This is a genomic window from Mucilaginibacter flavidus (assembly GCF_024055575.1).
Classification (GTDB): domain Bacteria; phylum Bacteroidota; class Bacteroidia; order Sphingobacteriales; family Sphingobacteriaceae; genus Mucilaginibacter; species Mucilaginibacter flavidus.
Genome location: NZ_JAMXOE010000015.1, coordinates 111176 through 135175, shown reverse-complemented (window position 1 = coordinate 135175; position 24000 = coordinate 111176). Strand labels below are relative to the sequence as shown.

Here is a 24000-nt window from a genome sequence, read left to right as displayed (position 1 = left end):
GTTGTGGCAGGGGTGGGTTCGCCGCCATGCTCACTCACCAACCCGTCATTGCGAGGAACGATCCGCCAGCTGGCGGACTACGTAGGACAATCAATGAACTTTCATGATGATAGGACCTTGCAGCCGCTTGCCCGGTGGCTTCGAAATAGAGTTTAGTGAATTAACCTAATGTTCACCCCGCTCAATTGCCGCGGAGGCTGTTACTTTTTGTCTTGATACAAAAAGTAACCAAAAAAATCAAGTCAGCAGAAATGCTTCTTTGCCGCACCGGGCCTTTCACGCACAAAGCCGAAAAAACTGCGGGCTGGAATCTTTTTGCCGGATGACCCTGTCGCTTTGCTACCCTGCAATGCAAAAATTTCCTATGCCCTGCCCGGTGCGCAGGCCGGCAGTTTTTTCGGCTTTCTCCCGAAGCTTATCTGCTGACGGAAACCCAAAGCACAAGATATCCAAATCTAAAAAATTAATTGATTGTCAGACGTTTATAAATAAGTCATTATAAGCGAGGAACAAGCGCGGCAACCTCGTCGCCTGCTAAGCACAGGCCATGCCCGGTAGAAAAACTACATGGTTTAGTGCGCTCCCTGGAGGGGCGACGGATTTGTGTTGTGGCAGGGGTGGGTTCACCGCCATGCTCACTCACCAACACGTCATTGCGAGGAACGAAGCAACCTCAACGTAGGACAATCAATGAAACTTCATGATGATGGGACCTTACAGTCGCATGCCCGTTAACCGCAGGCCCCTCCCTGCAAAGCGTTCCGTTTTCCCACACGGAACACCCCGAACGCTGCGTAGCGCGCTCATTATCAATCATTTCATTTTTTAACCTTTGTAATATGCTGATAATCAACGTTTCCAGGTTTTGCATATTTAACGCCATAAAACACACTGACAATCAATTAATTAACCACAAAATGCGTTTTTTGCACAGACTTCATGTATAAACCTGGAACACTTTTTATTTTAATGCCGCGCCAAATACCGCTCCCTGCCATGGCCGGGGCCAAATTTGTGGAGGTAGATGGTCATGGTTAGCTTGTCGTAATTGTCGTACCAGGCTTCGTTAAAGCTCACTGATTGGTCGTTGTTAAACTCGATATAAAATGATTGGGCAAGTGCGCCGGAACCGCCGCTGCCACGGGTGCGGGAGGTGCCTATGTGGGTGATATCAGCGTAGGGAATGGTGATTGGCTTTTTAAATGCGCGGAACACCGTGATGCCGGTTTCGGCTACCACAACGCGCTGCCACGATTTTGAAAAGAAGTAATAATAAACCCAAACCGACCCGCACAAAAGTGCCGTTAACCCGTAGGCCTGGGCCGGGTGCGCAAAATCGCCCCGTAAACAATGGTACAGCATATACCCCGTGCACCACACAAAAAATGCCGCCCCGCAAATAGCCCTGGCAAAATACCTGGAATTAAAGCTGGAGGTTACGGTGGTGTCCATTGCGATGAGGATTTTGGGCTATGAGTGATAAAATGTTTTGTTGTTGGGTTAAAGGTAGTGAAATTGTTAAAATGATTTTGGGGTTGCCCCGCTGGTAGAAACGGTACCGCTCCGTTAGCTAACGGATCATACGCCTGCATGCCCTAAGCGCGGAGGTCTTTATCCGCGGCAATCGCTGACCCGGGCTTGTTGCTACATAGTGTGTTGGTTACCTGAACGCGGGCCACAAGCGGGGGAGATATCAAAATGACCAAACTTTATCTGTAATTATTGTGGAAGATTTCATTGGTTAATTTCTTTCTTAAGCCACATTAGAATAGCAACTTCGAGTTCTTTTCTAGTAATGTCTTCCATAATAGTATTTGCGATTTTTCCTGTTACAATATCGTATTCAAAATCGTAAATTTTGATTAATTCTGCTTTTATTTGATCTAATTTTTCTTTTATAACAACATGCTTTGCGGCTCCCATTATTTTAAGTAAAAATAGATAGAAGTCTAAAACATTTTTTTTGTAAAGTGCTATTAGTTTGTCTTCATTGTCTTCGAAAATTCTTTTCACTGGGTCTTTGGAGTCATTAAAAATCATATTAAAAGCGCCGCTAAAAATAACATTAGTCAAATCGGGACTTGTGGATGACTCCCATGTTTTAATAATTTCCTGATCTGCCTCGATTTTTTGTACGTAACTATTTATCTTTTTATCTAATGCTTTACCCCTTTTGATTTCATTTTTGTCTTGGCTGATCTCACTATAGAAGCTTTCTGCAATAGCGTTTATCTCGTCACCTAATTTGCCTTTAATATCTGACTCCAGAAATCGTTCCTCATCCCTGTATTTTATTGCTTGTTCATAATCTTGTTTAGTTACAGCTATTAATTTTCGCTTCTTTTTCGCAGATAAAGCATCTATAGTCTCATAAATAAATTCGGGGATTGGTATAAATAAATTATCCAATTTGTTTTTTAAATAGGCATTTTTATCTATAACCCCAATTACTAAATTGTTTGCCTCTTTTAACTGAAATACAAATGTGCCCCCTTCATGACCTACATTTTGTAAATCTCCAAATAAAGGCGTCTGACTTTTGTCTTTATCAAATTTCAGGATTACTTGATGTGCTAGTATAGAAAATGGCAATTCTTTGTTTTCATTCGATTTAAGTATCTCAATTAAGGCCTTTGCAAACGGGCTTGTCTTCCCTTTTAATCCATCCGAAACTTTTTCTATTCCACCAGCAGTTAAAGCTTGCCTTGATTTCTTGTTTTTTAAAGTCTCTAAGCCTCCTCCTCTAAATGGTGGATTAAATAATGCTCCAGAAAAACAGGAGTCGGAAACAATACTTATTTGATTAGCACTAGATGCGCTTATTAGAGCTAAAATATCTCTAACATTTAACCAACTGGTTGTATCGGTTTTATCAGCGTCGGATGGCTGCCAATAAGCCGTTTTTAGATAGTCATCATAAGCACCGTGTCCAGCGTAGATAACTAAAATATTATCGCTTTCTAAGGCATATTTAAAATATTCCTGTAGCCTTTGAAACAGAACTTTACGTGAAGTTTTTGCCTTTTCATATATGAATTCGACTTCATCGAAATTATATTTTTCCGATAGAACTTGTATTATCTTATTAACATCTGAGTAACAATTTTCTATTTTATTTAACTCAAGATCGTCGTAGTCATTTATCGCAATTGCGAGGATTCTATTTACTGACATACTTAAAAAAATTCTTTATTTTGAATTATAACAACCCGTTTAACTCTTAGAAAAAGACCCTCTGCCGGCGACTGCGTTGACCGGCAGGAGGGTCTCCAACAGACGGTTCTGCTGGTCGGAATGTGCTTTAAGTTAGATGTTGTTCAACCCATATGCACAATCGCCTCGTTTAATGCAGCCACAATCTGCCGAATGTATTCTTTGCTTTCAGAAATGAGACCATCCATAGCCCCGGAGTTGGTTGCAATTCGAACCGAATATTTTGTTTTTTGAGTGAAAAGAAATACGCCTGCGATCACTGCTACTATGATTCCAAAAACCTTGTTTTCTGCCGCCAACGCTACTACTATTCCGATAATCAACAGAATGTATCCAAGTGTTCGATTCGGTTCGATAACCCCAATTTGAACAGAGGATATATTCCTCATGGCGTATGTTTTACTGCCAACGATAAATCGGGATTGGGTTACTATAACTTCACCGTTTTCATAAAATTGCTTCTCGTCCATTGTAATTGTGTTAGGATTGGTTATGGCTAATGTATATATAATATTATAACTTTAATAATATGTTACTTAATTATTAAATTCACTCCATGAAGTTTTACTTGGGAGTTACCGATAATAGTTGGTTTAATTATTTAAGGCATATAAACCCTGAAGATGTAAACTTCTGGCAACCCGGCGGTAGTGTAAACTTTAGATTGTTGACACCAAACGCGCCTTTTCTTTTCAAACTTAAATACCCGATGAACGCGATTGGTGGAGTTGGCTTTTTCTCGAGCCACACTTTTTTGCCAATTTCGGTGGCGTGGGATACGTTCGGAGATAGGAATGGATGTAAAAGTTACGCTGAATTCCAATCGAAAATTCTAAACTACAGGACAAATAAAACCGACGTCAACCCACAAATAGGCTGCATTGTATTAAATAACCCGATATTTTTCGAAGAAAAAGATTGGATTAAAACCCCTGAAAACTGGGCAAAAAGCATCGTACAAGGAAAAGCTTACAACACTGACGATCAAATTGGGAAAGGGATTTGGCAGCAAGTGGAATTGCTTTTAGAAAAGTATATGATTTATGACCAGCAGCCTAGCAACAATGTATTTTCGTTAAATGAACCTGACGTAAGATATGGAAAATCGATTTTGTCAAAAATTAGAATTGGTCAAGGAGCCTTTCGGGTTTCTATTACGGATGCATATCAACGAAGATGTTCTATTACCGGTGAAAAGACATTGCCGGTTTTGGAGAGTGCTCATATACGTGCATATTCTGAGCTTGGCCCTCATGCGGTTTCAAATGGAATTTTGTTGCGCTCGGACATTCATAAACTCTTTGACAACGGATATTTAACGATCACAACTGACTTGAAAGTTGAGGTAAGCAACAGAATCAAAGCAGAGTTTGCCAACGGGAAAGAGTATTATCAATATCATGGAAAGGATTTGGTTACGGTGCCTTTAAATCAATATGACAGGCCGGATAAGCAATATATTGAATGGCATAATTCGAAAATATTTAAGGGATGAACTATGCCGGCTCTCACCCCTTAAACACCTTATCCCTATGCCATTCCAAACTCTCCAAATTCGGATAATGCCATTTATCCTGCGGCAGGGCTATTTCCACTCCTTTTAACTGCTTTATATTATAAGGGTGCTCTTCGCTTTCAATTAAATGAGGCGATATAATTACCCGGTAATTATTGCTAATAGCTACCAGTCCACGGTCAAAAGCGCGGTGTAGATTCGGGCAAAGGGCCAGACCATTGGTCACCTTATCGTTATGAGATACGGCAAAAGGGATAATGTGGCAGGCATCAATAAACGAATGTCCGTATGATGATTGCAGGCGCATGCCGGTAATGCAGCAGGTATTATTGTAAACTTTCGGCACCAGCTTTTTAAACAGGCCGCCGCGTACAAAATCATCTTCCTCAGTTTCGGCAGTCGCAGGTTGGTAAGGTACGTCGGGTTCGTTTAAAAGGTAGTTTTCAAGGTTATTGATATAGCTGTTACCGCTTTGCTTGGCCTGTACAAAAGCTGCTTTACGTTGCGGGAAGTAAGTATTCAACAGGGCTAGTCTCATCATGCTGCGTGCAGCGGCATCGGTAAATAGCAGGTAAATGTTATCGGAAAAATAACCGTAATCCAACACGTTTGATAATACATTTACGCTGCGGATGTAGGCATTAACCTGGCAGCCAGGCTTAGGCTGCAAAAACCAAAATAGCAGTCCATTTATCTTTTCGCTTTGCAGGTAGTAAAAGGGCTGTGTAAAATCGGCCGAATGTGTGGTGTCAACCAGCAGCCGCCAGTTTTCGAGAAATGCGCCAACAAGGTCGGTGTTAATGTAAAAGCGATTGTTTTCAACAACGCCTTTGTCAAACAGTTCAATAATTGACAGCAATAACACCGGCTTATGCGGCGCTTTGCCATAGATGGTATTAGCGCGTTTAAGGCGGGAAAGCTTATCAATAAACTGGTTGAGCAGCGACAATGTTTAGTGTGGTTGAATTTATTAAGGAAAGGTAAGCATTTTGTTGATAATAGGTTACTATCCCGTTAGCGATAGAACGTATACCGGCCTTCGCGCCTAATGCCTGCAGGCGTATGAGTGAATAGCGCGGGCCCCGGTTTCTACCAACCGAGGCAACGGCATAATAACAAAAAGGCTTCCTGTAATTTAATTTTTCCCTTCCAAAGCCAGCCCGGCGCATGGCGTACGGATTTTCTTGTTTTAAAGCAGCCTATGGCGGGCATAACAGCGCATAAGCAATTTTTTTCACAAAAGTGCTGACACTAATTTGTCAGCACTTTTCGCGTTTTTTAACGTAGCAAACAGGGTAAAAAGCGCATTGGCAGCACAGAAACGAACTTTTTGGCGCTTTGGCCCTGCTATTTACTGTTCCACCCTGTTCCTTGTGTTTCAGTGTGCACAGGAACGCAAATTGTACTATAATACTGGTATTGGTTTACCTTATTCCCCCCGCAACCTCACCGTATGGTTCACCGCCTTTTCTACAATCCGGTTCAGCGGGTCGCTGCTGCCCGGGATGCCCACATCCAGCGCGCCGTAATTATTGAACACGTCGGCCGCTTCCTGCGCCTCGCGGGCGTCGAGGGCATGCACGGTTACAATGGTCGCGTTTTGGGCGAGGGCGGCATGGGCTTCGGCTTCCTGCGGGTTATCAAACAGGTGGTTAAAAAATTCGGTGATGCGTGCCGGGTCGCCGCCGGTATGGGTGTCAACATTTTCTGCTTTAAACAGGTTGCCCAGCAGGTAGGATGTGGCCTGTTCGGCTATTTGAGGGTCGGGGAAAATACCGATTACTGTTATCATGCCACTAAAAGAGAGGGAAGGGGGTATTTGTTTTAATTTAATGGTGGAGGTGGTGGTTCGGTTGTGCTTTGAGTGCGGGTAGCTTCGGAATGGTGTTTGTGGGGTTAACTTAATGTTCACCCCGCTCAATTGCCGCGGGGGCTAGTCCTTTTTGTCTTGATACAAAAAGGACCAAAAAACAAAGCGAAGCGACCTCATGAGCGCCTATAAAAAACAAACAACCCGCGAATAAATCAAGACAGAAAAAAGCTTCAGCGCTGCAGGCCAGACTCCCCGGCCCGCTTTTCTGTCGTGCCTTTACCCGCCTTAACCATTTTGTTATTGCTTCATTTTTATGTTTTGCATGGGCCTGCCGTTGACTTGACTTTTGCCCGAAGGTGCGGAGGGGTAACAAAACACTCTCCCACTATCATTGCAAGAAACCGCTTATGAATTGCGAATTTTATCGTTGTACGTATACTTTCTGGGGTCTCCCGTCAGCAGATAAGCTTCGGGCGAAATCGGAAAACGCTGCCGGCCTGTGTGTCGGGCAGGGCATAGGAAATTTTTGCATTGCAGGGTCTGCGCCAAAAAGGGTCATCCGGCAAAAAGATTCCAGCCCGCAGCGTTTTCGGATTTGTGCGTGAGAGGCCCTGTGCGCCAAGAAGCATTTCTGCTGACTTGATTTTTTTGGTTACTTTTTGTATCAAGACAAAAAGTAACAGCCTCCGCGGCAATTGAGCGGGGCCAACTCTAAGTTATAAAAAACACCAATAATTCGAAGCTACCCATACGGCACAACATATTTTTCAGCACCAATACAGACTACTTCACTTTCGCCAACACCACTTTCTTACCCACTTTCCCAAAATCATGCTTTATGTTATAGTCGAGCGTGGTTGCGCTCCAGTAGCCGCAACCCAGCAGGCGGCGGATGGTCATGATAGGGTCGTTATTATCCCGGGGCGAGGTGAGCTGGAAGGCAGCCTTAAAGCCCCGCTTGTGCAGCTCGGGCAAACCGGCGGCATTCCATTCGCCAAAGGGGAAGGCAAAATATTTGATTTCTTTGCCGGTAATTTTTTCCAGCCTTTTGGTGGGCTTATCAATTTGGGTGTACCAGTCGTTGCCCTTGTAATGTCTGAAATTGGTATGGTCCTGCGTGTGGCAGGCAATCACATTCCCCTCGTCCGATAGTTGTTTTATCTTTTTGGCGTCCATGTAGTGTTTGTTTTTTTCTATATCTGTAGTGGTTATAAAATAAACGCCTTTAAAGCCATATTTCATTAGCTCGGGGCGGGCCACATCCCATTGGTCGCCGTCTGTATCGTCGAACGTGAGCATGATGGGTTTGGCGGGCAGAGGGGCGCCGGTAGTGAGGTAGTTGTATAGTTCGTCGGGCAAAATGGGGTGGTAGCCGCTATCGGCCAGCATTTTCATATGCGCCCTGAAAGTAGCCGGGGGAATGATGTAATCTTTATCAACCTGTTTGTCGCTTGCGCGCCAGTTGCGTATCTGGTGGTAGCATAATATGGGCACCTGTTTGCGCGCCAGGATAGCCGCATTATCTAAAGGCTGCGCCATTGAAATTAAACTGAAGAAACAAAATGAAGCGAGGGCAATGAAGGGTTTTAACACTTGGAAAGGGTGATTTTATAAGAGTAAAAATAGGGTATTTTTTGACATGTAAAAGAGGTTTGTTTGAAGGAAATGAAAAATAAAAAGGGCTGCAAACGCAGTTGATTTTGATTAAACACTCATCGTCACGTCATTGCGAGGAACGAAGCAACCGCTACTTAGGACAATCAATGATACTTTAAGATGAGTGAACCTTACAGCCGCATGCCCGATAAGCGTCAGGCTCTGCGGGTTGCTCCGAAATTGAGTTTATAGGATTAACTTAGTGTTCACCCCGCTCAATTGCCGCGGTGGCTGTTACTTTTTTCGCGTGTTGTTTGTTTTTATAGGCGCTCAAGAAGGCTGCGCCGTATGGCTTGATCCAAAAGTAACCAAAAGATCAAGACAGAAAAAAGCTTCCCCGCTGCAGGCCAGACACCCTGGCCCGCTTTTCTGTCGTGCCTTTACCCGCCTTTTAGCACATTGTTATCGTTTCCCTCTTATGTTTAGCAAAGGCCGGGAGTTGTTTCGAAGCTTATCTGCTCACGAGACACAAAAAATATTCCCTCGTGGTCATTGCGAGGAACGAAGCAACCTCTACGCATGCAAATCAATGAAGCAAAAACTCTGTGGTGACCTGTCAGCCGCATTTAAGTCTCCACAAAATCTTGGTTCATGAATGTCCTATGTAGAGGTTGCTTTGTTCCTTATAATGCGTAATCGTAAATTGCTCATTACCAATGGCAAATCTCACCAGTTTACACATGCTTTTGTGGGTTTCCCGTCAGCAGATAAGCTTCGGGCAAAAGCCGAAAAAACTGCCGGCCTGTGCGTCGGGCAGGGCATAGGAAATTTTTGCATGCAGGGTCTGCGCGGGATGGGGTAGTCCGGCAAAAAGATTCCAGCCCGCAGTTTTTTCGGCTTTGTGCGTGAAAGGCCCAGTGCGGCAAGGAAGCATTTCTGGTGACTTGATTTTTTGGTTACTTTTGTATCAAGACAAAAGTAACAGCCTCCGCGGCAATTGAGCGGGGTAAGTTTAAGTTCTAAAAAGGAATAAAACTTCGAAGCTTCCCGCACGTCATCACATATCTTTTTCAAGATTTACCCTGATGGATACTCGCAATTACGCATTTTTAAGTCGCTGATTATCAATGAGAATTTTATCATTTTACGGATACTTTTATGGGGTGCCTGTCAGCAAATAAGCTTCGGGCGACAAAAATATTTTACGCCCCCTTACAACTCCTTCTCCATATACATCGTCCCGGGCAGGGGGTTAAAGCGGTATGGTTCAATTTCGTAGAACCCGGATGCGGCGTAAAGCTGCTGGGCTTTGGTCATGCTGGCCAGGGTGTCGAGCCGCAGTTTTTTATAACCCAGCTGTTTGGCAATTTCGCACGAGCGCTGCAGCAGTGCTACGCCAACCTGGTAGCCCCGGTACTGGTTTTTAACATACATGCGTTTAAGTTCGGCCGTTTCGTCGTCCAGCTTGCGGATTCCGCTGCAGCCAACAAAGGCATCGCCATCCATGGCCAGCAGCAAGGCCCCGGCAGGCTTGTTATATTGGGTGTCGATAGTCTCCAGTTCGGTCTCGAAATTCTGAAACGACAGGTCGACATTTAACGAGATCACATATTCGTGGAACAGTTTTTTGCCATTTTCAAACTCTTCGGCGGTAGTTGCTATTCGGTAAGTTATTTGTTTTTCCATTGTTTATGGTTAGCAATGCAAATTTAAGGGTATAGCCGCCGGGGGCAAAATGGTTTGGCAATTGTTTCAACTTGTTCGCCTTTGTTGCGGGCAGGGTATTACAAGCCCCCAACATACAGTTAACTTTAAATTTATTTTATGTTGTTTTTGTGGCCGCCATCAGCTACCTTGTTGTGGTAATCCCTAAAATTATGAAGCCGTTATTTTTAGTTGCCTTTATATTGGTTTTCGCCAGTTGTGCCATGATGCAGTCTATTGTTAAATCAACCTTCCCCTATACCACTACGGTTACCATCCCGCAAACGGATAAGCCCGGTGAAGAACACTCGGCAACGGCCATGGCAACCAGTTTCGACCAGGATTTTCGTAAAGACGGTAACAATGGGGCCAAAGTAAGCGAGGTGCGTATGGTATCGGCCAAGCTCGAATCAAGGGATCCTTCGGATTTCAACATCGGCAATCTCACCATGGTAAAGGTCTATATGGCTAAAGCCGATGGCACAGACGAGGTTTTGGTAGCATCGCGTACAGATATTACCGCCGGTGTGGGCAACACCATGGTGCTCGATATCGATAATTCTTCGTTTTTAGATCAGCATGTGCGGCAGACACAGGTGAAAATCAGGATGGTTTACAAACTGCGCAATGCCATCCAGGTTAGCCCCAGTTTGCATATTATACTGGGGTTGAGCGCATATCCTAATAGGTAGGGGGAGTCTTATTAGTCTTAAGTCGATAGTCTTGAGTCTTAAGTCGATAGTCTTGAGTCTTAAGTCAAAAAACCAAATCCGACTTAGGACTTAAGACTCAAGACTTCGGACTTATTTCAACAGCTTATTATCATTATCAGGGAATACCAAAATCGGCTCATATTTGCGAGCCTCGTCAACTTCCATATAAGCGTAGCTCATAATAATCACAATATCGCCAACCTGTGCAAGTCGGGCGGTTGCGCCGTTAAGGCAAATGGTGCCAGTGCCGCGTTCGCCGCGGATGGTGTAAGTTTCAAAGCGGGCGCCGTTGTTATTATTTACAATCTGCACCTTCTCATTGGGTATAATATTAGCCGCATCCAACAAATCCTCATCAATGGTAATGCTGCCAACATAATTAAGTTCGGCCTGCGTTACCCTTACCCGGTGAAGCTTGGATTTTAATACTTCAATTATCATGGGTGCAAAGGTAGATAATTTTTGGTTCATGGTTAATAGTGAAAAAGTTCATAGTTGATCCCGCACGTGCGGGATAGTTCATAGCCGGAGGGGAATTAGTAGTAGTGGGGTTTTTCTTGACTCTTGGCTCTTGATTCATGGCTTTTAGCTCTTGTTTTACCATGATCTATGAACCATGAACTATGAACCGGGGTTCGCCCGCAAAAAAATTTGGATATTAAAACTTAAATCACTTATCTTCGTTTCAACACAAAGCAAGACTATGTAGGCTATGGGCCCGTATAGTCTTGTTTGTATTTTAAAAGAAAGCCATCGCGTCCTTCTTAAAACAAGGGAGGGCGGTTTTTTTTGGCGACCGGTTAAACAAAAATTATTAAAAATTAATTTGTGCGTTATGGCAGAGGTAGCATATTATACCAAAGAAGGTTTAGAAAATTTAAAGAAAGAGTTACACGAGCTTAAAACCTCGGGGCGTACCAACATCAGCAAAGCCATTGCTGAGGCGCGTGATAAAGGCGACTTATCGGAAAACGCGGAATATGATGCCGCGAAAGAAGCACAGGGCCTGCACGAGGCTAAGATATCGAAGATGGGCGAAATGCTGGCCAATGCCCGCCTGCTGGACGAGTCGAAAATTGATACATCGAAGGTGCTGGCATTATCGATAGTTAAAATTAAAAACGTTAAAAACGGCGCCGTAATGAGCTACCAGCTGGTATCAGAAAACGAAGCCGACCTTAAATCGGGCAAAATATCGGTAGCATCACCAATAGCCAAAGGCCTGTTAGGCAAAAAAGTTGGCGAAACCACCGAAATTACCGTTCCGGCCGGTAAAATGGAATTTGAAATAATGGAAATAAGCCGATAAGGTTTAGTCGGGAAAGTCCGGAAGACGCTGCAGTTGCATTGTTAGGACTTCCCCAACTTTTCAACCTTACAACATTTCAACTTTACAACAAAACACTCACCCCATGACCATCTTCTCAAAAATAGTATCAGGCGAAATACCGGCGTATAAAGTAGCCGAGACCATTGATTTTTTGGCATTCCTGGATATTAACCCGCTGGCCGAAGGGCATGTGCTGGTGATACCCAAAGAAGAGGTTGATTACCTGTTCGATATGGATGACGCCGTGTATACCGAACTGCAGATATTTGCCAAAATAGTTGCCACTGGTCTAAAAAAGGCTATCCCCTGTAAAAAAGTTGGCGTAGCTGTTATCGGCCTCGAAGTGCCGCACGCCCACATCCACCTCATCCCCATGAACCGGGTCGACGATATGAACTTCTCACGACCAAAGTTAACCTTCACTCCCGAGCAACTGGAAGCTACTTCGCATAAAATACGGGAAGCGCTGAAAGGGGAATGATTTGAAAATTTGATGAGGTGTTGATTTGAAGATGTATGGAATTTTCTGAACCTTGATTTACGTGATTAAAGGAGGCTCATGATAATTTGCAGGCGGCATCCTCTAATCCCAAAATCTGCTTAATCCAGGTTCAGATTAATGGCATTGCCTGCGGCCCGCGCTATCCGTTCATACTGCACGGGCCTTAGGCTTCAGGCCGGTATCCACAACTATCGCTAATGCAAAAATATTCCTAAAAATCTCCCGAGGCTGTGTCCCCACAGGCTATCGTTAAAAGATGAATAAAACAATTTTATCCTATTGTCGCGCGCCAATGGCACTTAAACGCCGAACCATCGCATTTTCAAGCCCCACATCAGCTATAACTCTTTCACGAACGCGGCCATCGCCGCACCCGGATCTTCCTGTTTCATAAAGTTCTCGCCGATCAAAAACCCGTTAAAGCCTGCCAGTTTCAGCTCCTTAATGGTTTGCGGGTTGCTGATAGCGCTTTCAGATATTTTCAAAAAATCCGCAGGAATATGTGGCGCTAAGTCGTACGAGGTTTGTACCGATACTGTAAAATCGGCAAGGTTCCGGTTGTTTACGCCGATTGCATCTAGGTTAGGGTTAATGCTTCTTTCGAGCTCTCCCAAATTGTGCACCTCTAGTAATACATTCAAACCAAGGCTTTTTGCCAGCGACGCAAAGGTTTCAATTTCGGCGGGGGTAAGTATCGCCGCAATCAGCAAAATTATATCGGCACCTAATGATTTTGCTTCAATGATCTGGTATTCATCTATCATAAAATCTTTCCGCAAAATCGGGATAGTATTGGCCGCGCGGGCAGCAACCAAATCGGCCTTTTTGCCCATAAAGAAATTGCGGTCGGTTAAAACCGACAACGCAGAGGCACCTGCGGCGGCATAGCCGTTGGTTACATTTTTAACCGATACCTTATCGTTAATTATTCCCTTCGACGGAGACCGGCGCTTAAACTCGGCGATGATGCCGGTGCGCGCAGGATCAAGCAGGAAATCTTTAAATGAATAGCATTCCCGGTGGAAAAGGTCCGATTCTTCCAGCTGGATATACGAAGTTCGGGCTTTAGCCCGCGCAACTTCTTTCTTTTTGTTTAGTACTATTTTATCTAAAATGTTCATAGGCCCCAAACCCCTAAAGGGGCTTTTTTGATTTGCAAATTTGTTAATTATTCTAATAAAAACGGCTGGCTACCTTTCCGGGCCGGGGCGTATGCCATACGCCCCTAAAATTTGTCCGGCATAAAATTCCGGCCGGATGATTCTCCCCCTTTAGGGGGCTGGGGGGCTTGGGCTAGCTCAACCAGTTCTGCATCATTTCTTTCCCGAACTCCGTCAATATCGATTCCGGGTGAAATTGAACACCGCGTACATCATATTCTTTATGGGTTAATGCCATTAACGAGTTATCCGCCTCATCAATCGCAGTTACAGTTAAGCAATCAGGCAGCGTCTTGCCGTCTACCACCCAGGAGTGATATCTGCCAACCTTAAACGTTTCGGGCAGACCTATAAATAAGCGCTCCTGCTTGTCGGTTACCTTTATCGGCGTTGCTATGCCATGCATCGGCTGGGGCAGGTTATACAGCTTGCCACCAAACACTTCGGCAATTGCCTGCTGCCCAAGGCATACGCCGAAAATACTTTTTGTTGCGGCATATTTTTCAATCACCTCTAACAATAAACCAGCCTCACTGGGTATGCCCGGTCCCGGCGAAAGGATAATACGTTCGTACGCATCCACGTCGCCGATATTGAATTTATCATTGCGCCATACCTCGCATTGCAGGCCAATCTCGTTAACCAAATGCACCAGGTTGTAGGTGAATGAATCGTAATTGTCGATTATTAAAATTCGGCCCCCCGCCCCCCTAAAGGGGGAGGAAGAAGCGGATGTCTTTATGTTTTCGTTGTCCATTTTTATTTCTCTATCAATTTTTTATTCCCCCTTCAGGGGGTTAGGGGGCTGGGCTTTTTATAGGCTTTCAGCCAATTCAATCGCTTTCCTTAATGCAGCTATCTTGTTATCAACCTCCTTTAACTCACTTTCGGCAATGGAACCGGCCACAATACCGGCACCAGCCTGGTAATGTAGGGTGCTATTTTTGCTTAAAAACGAGCGTATCATAATCGCATGGTTAAAGTCGCCGTTAAAGCCAAGGAAACCGATGGCGCCGCTGTAAAAGCTGCGTTTTGTTTTTTCGTTTTCATCGATGATTTCCATAGCGCGGTATTTTGGCGCCCCGCTCAGGGTGCCGGCCGGGTAAGTATCTGCCACCACTTTGAACGACGATACCCCGGGGAGCAGTTTGCCGCTTACGTGCGATACCAAATGTATCAGGTGTGAATAATATTGTACTTCCTTAAACGCCTTCACCGTAACATCGCCGCAATGGCGGCTCAAATCGTTGCGGGCCAAATCAACCAGCATCACATGCTCGGCCGATTCTTTGGGGTCGTTCTCCAGCTGGCGGGCAATTTCGGCATCTTTTTCGTCATCGCCGCTGCGTTTGAAGGTACCGGCAATCGGGAATATGCTGGCCACCTCATTTTTTACAGTTATCTGCGCCTCGGGCGATGAACCGAATATCCTGAAGTCACCGTAGTCAAAATAAAATAAATACGGCGAGGGGTTAATGGAGCGCAGTGCCCGGTACACATTAAATTCATCGCCCAAAAACTTCTTAGAGAAACCGCGAGACGGCACAATCTGGAAAACATCGCCGCGGTAAATATGCTGTTTCATTTTCTCCACCACGGCCATAAATTCTTCTCCGGTCAGGTTTGATTGCTCGGCATCCTTGCTTTCAAAACGGTACTCGGGGAAGTTTTTATTACGGATAAGGTCGGCCAGTTTTTCGAGGCCATTGTTATCAGCTTCGCCTTCGGGCTGGTTATGGAAAATGTACAATTCGTTTTTAAAGTGATCGATAGCAATAATATACCGGTAAATATGATATTGCATAACCGGGATCTTACGGCTGGTGTCGTCGCTTTCCTTCAATTTAATGGTTTCAAAATGCTCAACCGCTTCATGCGTAAAATACCCAAATATTCCGTTCGAAATAATTTTGCCCGGATAGGGAACGGTATCAAAGCTGCCAATAAAATCGTTGATTTTACTGATCAGGTCGAAATCGCCGGGCGCGTAATTGTCCTCGCTTTTATCAGGGTAACTTACTTTAAGCGCCCCTTCGTTTAAAACAAAGCCGCTTATCGGTTCGCAGCAAACATAGCTCACGCTGTTTTCGCGGCTGTGGTAGTCCGAGCTTTCCAACAGCAACGAGTTGGGGAACACATCGCGCAGGCGCAGGTAAATGCTTACCGGGGTAGTGGTATCGGCCAGTAGCTTTTTATGCGTTGTTATTATTTTATATTTCTTCATATTATTTAAAATGCCTTTAAGGTCTTGTCAAAAAGTGCGTTATTCGCCTCACCCTGCCCTCTCCAAAGGAGAGGGTTCTAAAACTAACGGCGTTCAAGTCCTCTCCTTTGGAGAGGATTTAGGTGAGGCGAACCGCAAGCCTTTTTTCAAATGCCCTTAAAATAAAAAAACCCAGCGAATGAGGTTCGCCGGGTTTCCTATTAGGTTTACAATTGATTAATCGTTCAGATCAAAAACTTTACCGGCTGCCAAATTTAATTGGTGCCACCAGCTATTTATATGATTGATTTTGAACATTACGGTCACAAATTTATAAAGAAAATTGAATTGACAAATTTTTTCTGCATTTTTTTATGATTGTGAACCTAAAACCGGCAAATGCCCGGCCATGATGGTGCCCACAATTACTAAAAACGCTATGATATAGAATATTGCAATAGTACGGTGCTTGCTCTCGGGCAGGATAATCTTTTTTGATTTGCTGTGCCCTATAGTGATTAAAACAATGGCTATTACCATCCCCACCCAGTGTTCAACCGAAAAATAACGGGTTACGTTATCCTTCATCGTGGTACTATCAAAATGCACCAAAGGGCTAAAATAAAGTAGCACAATACCGATAAGCAATTGGGTGTGGGCCGATATCAGCGCGAATAAATTGATTTTACGGTTTGTTTCGGTATATGGCTTTTGACTGAGCCAGCCCAACAGCGATTGAATGATAGCGACCAGCACCAGTAAAAACACAATGTACCTAAAACCGGAGTGCAACTGTTTAATAATAACGTAAGTATCCATGGGAATAAAAATTTATTCGAATATAGGGATTAGTAGTGAATGGTGAGCAGTGAATGGTGAAATGGTTTAAAATCGTATGTGGGGCAACGCTTTTCTATTTCGCCGGATTAAAATCCAGCGCTATAAATGGGTGGGAGTTACTCATCTGGATCTATTATAAACAGATGTATTTAAGGCACTCATAAATGATAAATTTAATAGCAGTACCGGCGATAATATCGCGCGCGCCAGGAAAATTAGCGAAACTGAGAGCTTATCGTATGTAAGTTAAAAATCAAACTTGTAAGGCAATCGTAAAATAGGTAGTTTTGATATGACTGGGACATCGAACAAAATGAAGAGATATTTTAGATTAACCTTTGTGAGCCTGAGCGGAGTTATCTTGATAGGTATAATTTATTTTAATTTTTTGGCGGCGGCACCCCCCAAATATTGGTGGCTCTTTCGTGATGTGCTTGCGATTTTGCTAACAGTGAGTGCTTTATATTATCAAAGCCTTGAAGATTAATAGTACTATCGAATCGTGTCGGAAGGCTCTAATGTACAGGCTGTTCGCAAACTAAAATCTAATAACTCTCACTCATCGGCGGTATGCCCTTCTCGTCAGATATGTCGGTGCTTTTTTTTTGTTTTTTTTCAAAAAGTGTTTTCACCTTATCCCAAAGGCCTAATACAGTATCTTCAGATATAAAATGAGATGCTTTTTGAGAAACCAGGCCAACGAGTGTTTTTACCAGGAAGCCCGAATTGCGGAAAATGGTTTTGTTAAGTGCAAAGGGCAATACGAACCGCGAGATCAGCCCAACCAGATCCTGGTCGAAAAAGCTGGTGCTTTTGCCTTCGGGGGTAATAGAACGGGGGAATAGCGTGCCCAATGTAGATATGGTAGCCGAAAAGTTTCTAAACCGCTGACCAATAGCCACGCTTTGTTGCTGCTGTACTTCTTTAAGCCGATAAATTTCGCCCCTTAAATCGCTAATGTTTCTGATAGGTGAATCCATTTGGCTTATTGGTTTTTAAATATCTTTTGGATAAATGCATTTACAATCGGCTTTTCGATAGCGCGTTTATTATACTTAATAGCCAGAGCTATAATTAAGTATATAATGGCCACGCACCCAAACCCGATCCAGTCGGCGCCAAACAGGTACGCTAAATAAAAAGCAAGGGTAAAACTGGCAAAAACAAACGCCAGTACCATAGCCATTACAACTACCACATCGGCAATAAGGCTGGCTGCAATTGAAGTTCCGCCTTCAATGGCCTGGTATTTTGCCAGCTTAATACGTGTTTCGGCGTAATCTAAAAGCTGTTCGATAATTGGTTGTGGAGGGGTCTCTTTTTCGGGTTCCATAGGCATTATAGTCTTTAGTCCTAAGTCCCAAGTCTAAAGTCTTAGGTCAAAAAAAATTAAGACTTTAGACTTTAAACTTACGACTAATGACTTATTTATGCGTGTTCCAAATCGTCCTGGTACTCTTCTTCGGCGCTGCTTATTTTTGATTTGATGTTGCCAACAACTTTATCTTTTAAACTCATCAGGTTTTCAATTTCGGCCGAGGCTGTTTCTTTTATCGAATCGCCAAGGTTTTTTAATGAATCGGCAAGCTTATCACGTGTTTCAGTCCCTTTATCCGGAGCAAATAATACACCTAAAGCTGCCCCAGCCGCCAGCCCTACCAGCAAAGCGACTACTACTTTTGTGTTATCGTTCATATACTATTAATTTTTAAGTTGACTAATTGTTTTGATTTTGATTAAATATATTCCTTTTTGTTACTGCTTAGTTCATGGTTGATGGTTCATAGTTCGTAGCAGTTTGCTTGTTGCGTATGTTATTTCAGCGGTAGCTAAAGCAAATTTAAGCTATTTTTTTGGCCCTTGAACTATCATCCATGAACATTTCCGGCCATGAACTATGAACCATCAACCATGAACTCCTCAACTTTCTCATCCATCCGGTCCGGTCCTTATCCGCTCCAGCCTGTCGGCGGCAAGGCGGTTGGTTTCGTATATTTCCAATAATAATAAAAAATACGACAATAACAGCGGTCCGAATACCAACCCAAGAATTCCAAACAATGGTATACCTATAAAAACACCTATAATTGATATTATGGGATGCGTGTTGCCCACCCGGCGGTTTATAATTACCCTTAAAACATTGTCGACGTTGCCGATAAATAGCAACCCAAATGCCATTAACGACACACCTTTTAACGTGTGGCCACCGGCTATCAAAATTATACCAAAAGGGATAGTTAAAGTCGGTGCGCCCACCACTGGCAAAAAAGATATAAACACGCCAATAACACCCCAAAAAATAGCGTCGGGCAAGCCGAAGGCATAAAAGCCCATGCTTAATAGAGAGCCCTGCACTAACGCTATTAAACCCTGCCCTAACACATTTGAGTAGGTTGCATTGCGTAAAGCAGTGGCAAATTTTATGGCATGCTGCTCGCGGAAAGGGGCATATTTTAATAAGGCTGCTTCAAACTCATGTATCTGGGTAAACATAAAATACATCAGGAAATACATCACCAGCAATACCAACAAAATATTTGCGGCACTGCCTACTATAGATGGGAATAACTCCGTAGCATAAGCACCTATTTTTTGCAATGTATTTTCGGCAATGTGCGGCTGGTTAAAGTTGTAACCGGCATAATCGTCAATTTTATCGACCCATTCCTGCAGGTTGAATGATTCTTTATTTATGCTGCCGATTTTGCCTACTACCATAATGCTCAGGCTCATCATCGGGATGATGATAACAATCAGCGAAGTGAAAATTATGAGTAGAGCTACCAGCGATTTGTTCCAGCCTTTTACTTCAACAAGGTGGAGGTATACAGGCCTGAATATGGTGAAAAATACGATTGCACCTAATACCGAGCTAAAAAGACTGGTTAGCGCATATAATAAAAAGCAGCCCAATATAATGATGGCTGTAAGTATGATATTATTGCGCTGTTTATAGTTAAAAACTGACATTAAGGCCTAAATTACACCTATATAACGCAATGGCTGCAAAATGTTTTGGGGAAGGAAGAATTTAATTGGATAGGAGTTCGAAAGTCGGAAAAATCCGAAAAGTTGGCGAAGATCGAAAGATTAAATGAACAAAATACTGGTAGCGTGTTTTCTACGCAACCGTGTTGAAACCCGGCGCTACAATATGGGCCGAGCCGATGGCTCTGTAAAAATCTTCAAAATCATGTTTGAGTAACGTCGGCGCAGCCGGGGGGTGTAAAATCAATGCAGCGTCTTTCGGACTTTTCCGACTTCCTGACTACTCCGCCTCTCTTAACAACGTATCAATCTTAGCCGAGCTTAATGATATCGAATCAAGGTAAAAAACACAATCAGGGGTAAGGTCGGGGATTTCGTAGCGCAGCTGCTCAATGGCCAGTAAAATATTCGAAAGCTGATTTTTTACATCATGCTTAAGCGCCCGCAGTGGTTCGTTATTTGCTGATACTGCGGATTGTTTGTTTTGAACTTTGGCAGCTGCTTTCATGTCACTTAATATTAATGGCCTTCATTTTATTATACAAAGTTTTGCGGTCGATGTTTAATATCTCGGCGGCCCTGGTTTTATTAAAATTAACTTCCCTTAACACTTTCAATATCGTTTCGTACTCGGCCTCGAGGGCAGCATTTTTTAAATCGTGCCTGTTCTCCTTTATCTCGTGCATCTCTGCGACAGGCGAATAATCATAAATGGGCGCCTTAAAGTTTGATATCTCCAGTGGCAGGGTTTTCATGGTTATTTCGTTACCCTCTGTTAACAGGGTGGCGCGGCGTACAACATTTTTCATCTCGCGGATGTTACCCTGCCAGCGGTAGTTCATAAAACATTCGATAACCTCGGGCGAAAATGTAGTAACATTGCGGCTAAGCTCCTGGTTGGCCATCCTTAAGAAATGATCGGCCAGCAGCATAATATCGCCGCCGCGCTCGCGCAGGGGTGGTATAAAAATGCTGAATTCATTAAACCTATGGTACAAATCCTCGCGGAACTTGCCTTTTTGTATACCATCCTGCAAATTCTCGTTGGTTGCTATTATAATACGGACGTCTAAATTAATTTCTTTGGTGCTGCCTATGCGTTTTACTTTACGTTCCTGCACAGTACGCAACAAGGCGGCCTGTATTTCGTAACTGAGGTTACCGACTTCGTCTAAAAACAGCGTGCCGCCGTTTGCCATTTCAAAGTGGCCAATTTTGGTATACAAAGCGCCGGTAAACGAGCCTTTTTCGTGGCCAAAAAATTCGCTTGCGGCAAGCTCTTTGGTAAGCGAACCGCAATCCATTGCTATAAAGGGTTGATTATAGCGCGGGCTGCTCAGGTGGATGCTTTTGGCAACCGATTCTTTGCCCGTACCACTTTCGCCCAAAATAATAACACTGTAATTGGTCGGGGCCACAAGTTCTATCTGGCGGGCCAGTTCTTTTGATACTTTGCTGGTGCCTGTTACAAATTCGTTATTAAATGCCTGCTTTTTATTTTCGCGGCTTGAGGTGCTTGGCTTATCGTAACCTGCGGTTTCTGATTCTTTATCTTCAACCAAAGCATGATGTGTGTCGATAGCTTTGGTTATGGTATTTAAAATTTCATCCGGATATAGCGGCTTTGTGATGTAATCGTAAGCCCCCATTTTTATCAGCTCCACGGCCATCTTGATGTCCGAATAGCCTGTAATAATAATAACACCGGTTTTAGGGTATTGCGTTTTAATGTTTTTAAGCATCTCCCGGCCATCGGTGTCCTCCAGTCTGAAGTCACAAAGTACCAGGTTAAAGTTCCCGTTTTTAAGGTACTCCATACCAATTGTACCGGTTGAGGCCGTAGTAACATCAAAGCCATTGCGCGCTAAAAATTTAGATAGTAATAACGCAACGTTTACTTCATCATCAATGATGAGAATTTTCTTCATAATGCAATAACAGTTTACTATAAAAGCGGCTTTTTTAAGCGTTGATTAAACACGCTGGTTCGCTAATTTATAAATTTAATTCCATCATACGTTTATCAGCACTAAAAAGTTATATAAACTAAAAAAAGAGGCCGGGGCCTCTTTTAATTTTATAGGTAGATGAGTGGGGGAAATAGTTGAGAATCAAGAGTCAAGAGCCAGGAACCAAGAAAAGAAAAATAAGCTCCTGTTTGTCTTGATTCTTGAAATCTTGATTCTTGCATCTGGCTTATAAGCCGAAGCCGTAAGCGACGCGCAAGCCAACAAAGTTTACTTTGCTATCGCTAACACTGCTTACAAATTTGGTTGAACCTTCGTACCTTACACCTGCATCGATAACGTTTTTACCACCCAACTGAAACTGGTAACCAATTTGCGGCGCATAAATAAATGCGGCCGATTTATCGAAACCAACATCACTTTTGTTTAAAGCAAACGCAGCGCCGGCTTCGCCCTGTACGTAAAAGTTAGGTACTAAAAAGTATTTTAAACCGGCTTTAACAGGCAGCAATTGGATGCTTGTAGCATCGCTTGTTATAACGCCACCAGGAGTAACAAAGCGCAGGTCTTTTTTCCCCTGGATACTGTTGTAGCCTGCATTAACAGTTACAAACAGGTTTTGAGCAACAGGAATATCGGCTTGTACAGAACCGCCAATGTTCCAGTTGTATGAATCAGATAATTTACCTGTCGGGATACCCGCGTCAACACCTATACTTAAAATTACCCCATTTGATGCGGTTGTAGTTTTTGTGGTAGAAGTTGTGGTAGTTGCTGTTTGTGCTTTTGCGCCTAATGCTAAACCGGCAAAAGCTAAAACTAAGGCTGAAATTTTTAATGTACTTTTCATGACTATATGTATTATTTATTGTTGTGTTTTAATTAACACGGAGCAAAGTAACAGCACAATTTAACACCATTTTTCATCCAATTGTCACGATTATTCAATCGTTTGATTAACAGTAAATTAATTTTTGACCGCATTGGTATAATAGTCAGGGGAAAGTAAAATAGCGGTTAAATTGCCCTGTTGATGTCAGATTTAGCACGCTATGCACGGTAATATTTGAAGCCTTGGGATACGATTTATGCGCGAAAAAAGGGGAAAAAGTGAATATAGCTGTTTATTGATCGCGCAATTGACAATTACGATTAAAGAGACCAGGCTTGTAGGAGATGGCTTTTTACTTTCCCTTAAACTCTGCCTTCCGTTTTCCTAAAAACGCGGCTACACCTTCTTTAAAATCTTCGGTCCCGAAGCATTTACCAAATTCCTTTACTTCGGTCCCAAATCCATTAACGCCATCGCGGGTGCCGTCGTTAACCGATTTTATAGCTGCTGCAATAGCAAGTGGGGCGCGTGTCAGGATTTTATTTAGTAAGTCTTCCGCCTTTGGCAATAACTCTTCCGGGCTAACTACGTGATTAACCAAACCGAGGTTCAGTGCCTCCGGGGCGGTTATCATGTCGGCCGTCATTATCATTTCCAGGGCCTTGCCTTTGCCAACTAATCGGGTTAAACGTTGCGTGCCTCCATAGCCCGGTATCAGTCCTAATGAAACTTCGGGGAGACCCATTTTTGCATTGTCGGAAGCTATACGGATGTGGCAGGCCATGGCAAGTTCAAGGCCGCCACCCAATGCAAAGCCATTTATTGCCGCTATAACTGGCTTTTTACCATTTTCAATAAAATCAAACACCGTGGTATGGCCAAGCAGCGCCAACTCGGTGCCGCCTTTAATGTCCAGGCTGGCAAATTCGGCAATATCAGCGCCGGCAACAAACGCCTTTTGGCCTGCGCCGGTTATTATTACGCCGCCAACCTCCGGGTTTTTAAAAGCATCCGCGAAGGCGGTATGCAATTCGGCAATTGTAGCCTTATTAAGCGCATTCAGCTTACTTTCACGGTTGATAATAATGTATTGAATGCGGCCCTTATTTTCGATCAGCAGATTTTCGAATGCCATAGTGCGGGGTTATTAAAAATTACGGTGCTGGTGCACCCATTCGGTTATATATTTTACAATTTCCTGGGTAGTGGTTCCGGGCGGGAAAAGCTCGCCAACGCCAATTTTTTTCAGCTCGTCCATATCCTCTTGCGGTATAATGCCGCCGCCGGTAACCAGCACATCATCCATATTTTTTTGTTTGATGAGGTTGATAATCTTCGGGAAAACCGTCATGTGTGCGCCGGATAGTATGGAAATACCGATAGCGTCAACGTCTTCCTGCAGCGCAGTGTTTACTACCATTTCGGGTGTTTGGCGCAGACCGGTATAAATTACCTCCATACCTGCATCGCGAAGTGAAGTAGCAATAATGCGTGCACCACGGTCGTGCCCGTCGAGCCCGACTTTGGCAACCAGCACACGAATAGGACGATTAAAGGTTTTGCTCATAAATTAGTCAAAGCTAAAAAACTAATTTCGTTTCGCAAGGGTAAGGAAATGCC

At 43.6% G+C, this 24000-nt stretch carries 27 protein-coding genes; 6 read left to right on the top strand and 21 right to left on the bottom strand.

Annotated elements, in window-relative coordinates; all coding sequences use genetic code 11:
• Window positions 1–966: 966 nt before the first annotated feature.
• From NAF19_RS20365 to NAF19_RS20355, 3 genes are all read right to left on the bottom strand, one after another.
• Complete coding sequence (locus NAF19_RS20365; protein WP_252792179.1) at window positions 967–1452, bottom strand: hypothetical protein; 486 nt, start codon at window positions 1450–1452, stop codon at window positions 967–969.
• A gap of 282 nt (window positions 1453–1734) precedes the next feature.
• A complete protein-coding gene (locus tag NAF19_RS20360; protein WP_252792178.1) occupies window positions 1735–3174 on the bottom strand; it encodes a caspase family protein in 1440 nt (479 codons plus the stop codon).
• A gap of 143 nt (window positions 3175–3317) precedes the next feature.
• The gene (locus NAF19_RS20355) at window positions 3318–3683 is read right to left on the bottom strand and encodes a DUF6232 family protein (protein ID WP_252792177.1); all 366 of its coding nucleotides are present in this window, start codon (window positions 3681–3683) and stop codon (window positions 3318–3320) included.
• A gap of 86 nt (window positions 3684–3769) precedes the next feature.
• Between NAF19_RS20355 and NAF19_RS20350 the strand changes: the two genes are divergently transcribed.
• The gene (locus NAF19_RS20350; RefSeq protein ID WP_252792176.1) at window positions 3770–4708 is read left to right on the top strand and encodes an HNH endonuclease; all 939 of its coding nucleotides are present in this window, start codon (window positions 3770–3772) and stop codon (window positions 4706–4708) included.
• Between the two features lie 13 nt (window positions 4709–4721).
• On the opposite strand, the gene NAF19_RS20345 is transcribed toward NAF19_RS20350, so the two are convergent.
• From NAF19_RS20345 to NAF19_RS20335, 3 genes are all read right to left on the bottom strand, one after another.
• A complete protein-coding gene (locus NAF19_RS20345) occupies window positions 4722–5678 on the bottom strand; it encodes an HNH endonuclease (protein WP_252792175.1) in 957 nt (318 codons plus the stop codon).
• 480 nt (window positions 5679–6158) lie between these two features.
• Window positions 6159–6521 (bottom strand): hypothetical protein, encoded by a 363-nt coding sequence (locus NAF19_RS20340; RefSeq protein ID WP_252792174.1) that lies wholly within the window; start codon window positions 6519–6521, stop codon window positions 6159–6161.
• Window positions 6522–7325: 804 nt separating this feature from the next.
• The gene (locus NAF19_RS20335) at window positions 7326–8081 is read right to left on the bottom strand and encodes a polysaccharide deacetylase family protein (RefSeq protein WP_252792173.1); all 756 of its coding nucleotides are present in this window, start codon (window positions 8079–8081) and stop codon (window positions 7326–7328) included.
• A gap of 745 nt (window positions 8082–8826) precedes the next feature.
• On the opposite strand from NAF19_RS20335, the gene NAF19_RS20330 reads away from it, so the two are divergent.
• Complete coding sequence (locus tag NAF19_RS20330; protein ID WP_252792172.1) at window positions 8827–9000, top strand: hypothetical protein; 174 nt, start codon at window positions 8827–8829, stop codon at window positions 8998–9000.
• Between the two features lie 350 nt (window positions 9001–9350).
• On the opposite strand, the gene NAF19_RS20325 is transcribed toward NAF19_RS20330, so the two are convergent.
• Entirely contained in the window at window positions 9351–9824 is a 474-nt protein-coding gene (locus NAF19_RS20325; protein ID WP_252792171.1) for a GNAT family N-acetyltransferase, read from the bottom strand.
• Window positions 9825–10015: 191 nt separating this feature from the next.
• Between NAF19_RS20325 and NAF19_RS20320 the strand changes: the two genes are divergently transcribed.
• Window positions 10016–10534, top strand: a complete 519-nt coding sequence (locus NAF19_RS20320; protein ID WP_252792170.1) for a hypothetical protein — start codon at window positions 10016–10018, stop codon at window positions 10532–10534.
• A 111-nt stretch (window positions 10535–10645) separates the two neighbouring features.
• On the opposite strand, the gene panD is transcribed toward NAF19_RS20320, so the two are convergent.
• Window positions 10646–10996 carry an aspartate 1-decarboxylase gene (panD, locus tag NAF19_RS20315; protein WP_252792206.1) on the bottom strand — a complete coding sequence of 117 codons (351 nt, stop codon included), beginning with the start codon at window positions 10994–10996 and terminating at the stop codon, window positions 10646–10648.
• A gap of 394 nt (window positions 10997–11390) precedes the next feature.
• On the opposite strand from panD, the gene greA reads away from it, so the two are divergent.
• The gene (gene greA / locus NAF19_RS20310) at window positions 11391–11864 is read left to right on the top strand and encodes a transcription elongation factor GreA (RefSeq protein ID WP_252792169.1); all 474 of its coding nucleotides are present in this window, start codon (window positions 11391–11393) and stop codon (window positions 11862–11864) included.
• 103 nt (window positions 11865–11967) lie between these two features.
• Window positions 11968–12366: an HIT family protein gene (locus NAF19_RS20305; protein WP_252792168.1), complete on the top strand. Its 399-nt coding sequence runs from the start codon at window positions 11968–11970 to the stop codon at window positions 12364–12366.
• Window positions 12367–12725: 359 nt separating this feature from the next.
• Here NAF19_RS20305 and trpC read toward each other — a convergent pair whose 3' ends face one another.
• The 4 genes from trpC to NAF19_RS20285 form a co-directional block, all read right to left on the bottom strand.
• On the bottom strand, window positions 12726–13508 hold the full coding sequence (trpC, locus tag NAF19_RS20300) for an indole-3-glycerol phosphate synthase TrpC (protein WP_252792167.1): 783 nt from the start codon (window positions 13506–13508) through the stop codon (window positions 12726–12728).
• A 172-nt stretch (window positions 13509–13680) separates the two neighbouring features.
• Window positions 13681–14304: an anthranilate synthase component II gene (locus tag NAF19_RS20295; RefSeq protein ID WP_252792166.1), complete on the bottom strand. Its 624-nt coding sequence runs from the start codon at window positions 14302–14304 to the stop codon at window positions 13681–13683.
• 57 nt (window positions 14305–14361) lie between these two features.
• Window positions 14362–15771: an anthranilate synthase component I family protein gene (locus tag NAF19_RS20290; RefSeq protein WP_252792165.1), complete on the bottom strand. Its 1410-nt coding sequence runs from the start codon at window positions 15769–15771 to the stop codon at window positions 14362–14364.
• Window positions 15772–16122: 351 nt separating this feature from the next.
• Complete coding sequence (locus tag NAF19_RS20285; RefSeq protein WP_252792164.1) at window positions 16123–16569, bottom strand: cytochrome B; 447 nt, start codon at window positions 16567–16569, stop codon at window positions 16123–16125.
• Window positions 16570–16903: 334 nt separating this feature from the next.
• On the opposite strand from NAF19_RS20285, the gene NAF19_RS20280 reads away from it, so the two are divergent.
• Complete coding sequence (locus NAF19_RS20280; protein WP_252792163.1) at window positions 16904–17077, top strand: hypothetical protein; 174 nt, start codon at window positions 16904–16906, stop codon at window positions 17075–17077.
• A gap of 58 nt (window positions 17078–17135) precedes the next feature.
• Here NAF19_RS20280 and NAF19_RS20275 read toward each other — a convergent pair whose 3' ends face one another.
• The 9 genes from NAF19_RS20275 to NAF19_RS20235 form a co-directional block, all read right to left on the bottom strand.
• Window positions 17136–17570, bottom strand: a complete 435-nt coding sequence (locus NAF19_RS20275; RefSeq protein ID WP_252792162.1) for a hypothetical protein — start codon at window positions 17568–17570, stop codon at window positions 17136–17138.
• 5 nt (window positions 17571–17575) lie between these two features.
• Complete coding sequence (locus NAF19_RS20270; RefSeq protein ID WP_252792161.1) at window positions 17576–17923, bottom strand: phage holin family protein; 348 nt, start codon at window positions 17921–17923, stop codon at window positions 17576–17578.
• 95 nt (window positions 17924–18018) lie between these two features.
• A complete protein-coding gene (locus tag NAF19_RS20265) occupies window positions 18019–18285 on the bottom strand; it encodes a YtxH domain-containing protein (RefSeq protein ID WP_252792160.1) in 267 nt (88 codons plus the stop codon).
• Window positions 18286–18519: 234 nt separating this feature from the next.
• On the bottom strand, window positions 18520–19563 hold the full coding sequence (locus NAF19_RS20260; RefSeq protein WP_252792159.1) for an AI-2E family transporter: 1044 nt from the start codon (window positions 19561–19563) through the stop codon (window positions 18520–18522).
• Between the two features lie 298 nt (window positions 19564–19861).
• Window positions 19862–20089 (bottom strand): hypothetical protein, encoded by a 228-nt coding sequence (locus NAF19_RS20255; RefSeq protein ID WP_252792158.1) that lies wholly within the window; start codon window positions 20087–20089, stop codon window positions 19862–19864.
• Window position 20090: 1 nt separating this feature from the next.
• Window positions 20091–21509, bottom strand: a complete 1419-nt coding sequence (locus tag NAF19_RS20250; RefSeq protein WP_252792157.1) for a sigma-54-dependent transcriptional regulator — start codon at window positions 21507–21509, stop codon at window positions 20091–20093.
• A 268-nt stretch (window positions 21510–21777) separates the two neighbouring features.
• Complete coding sequence (locus NAF19_RS20245; protein ID WP_252792156.1) at window positions 21778–22398, bottom strand: hypothetical protein; 621 nt, start codon at window positions 22396–22398, stop codon at window positions 21778–21780.
• A 334-nt stretch (window positions 22399–22732) separates the two neighbouring features.
• Window positions 22733–23515, bottom strand: a complete 783-nt coding sequence (locus NAF19_RS20240) for an enoyl-CoA hydratase/isomerase family protein (protein WP_252792155.1) — start codon at window positions 23513–23515, stop codon at window positions 22733–22735.
• A 12-nt stretch (window positions 23516–23527) separates the two neighbouring features.
• Window positions 23528–23947: a cobalamin B12-binding domain-containing protein gene (locus NAF19_RS20235; RefSeq protein ID WP_252792154.1), complete on the bottom strand. Its 420-nt coding sequence runs from the start codon at window positions 23945–23947 to the stop codon at window positions 23528–23530.
• Window positions 23948–24000: the final 53 nt, after the last annotated feature.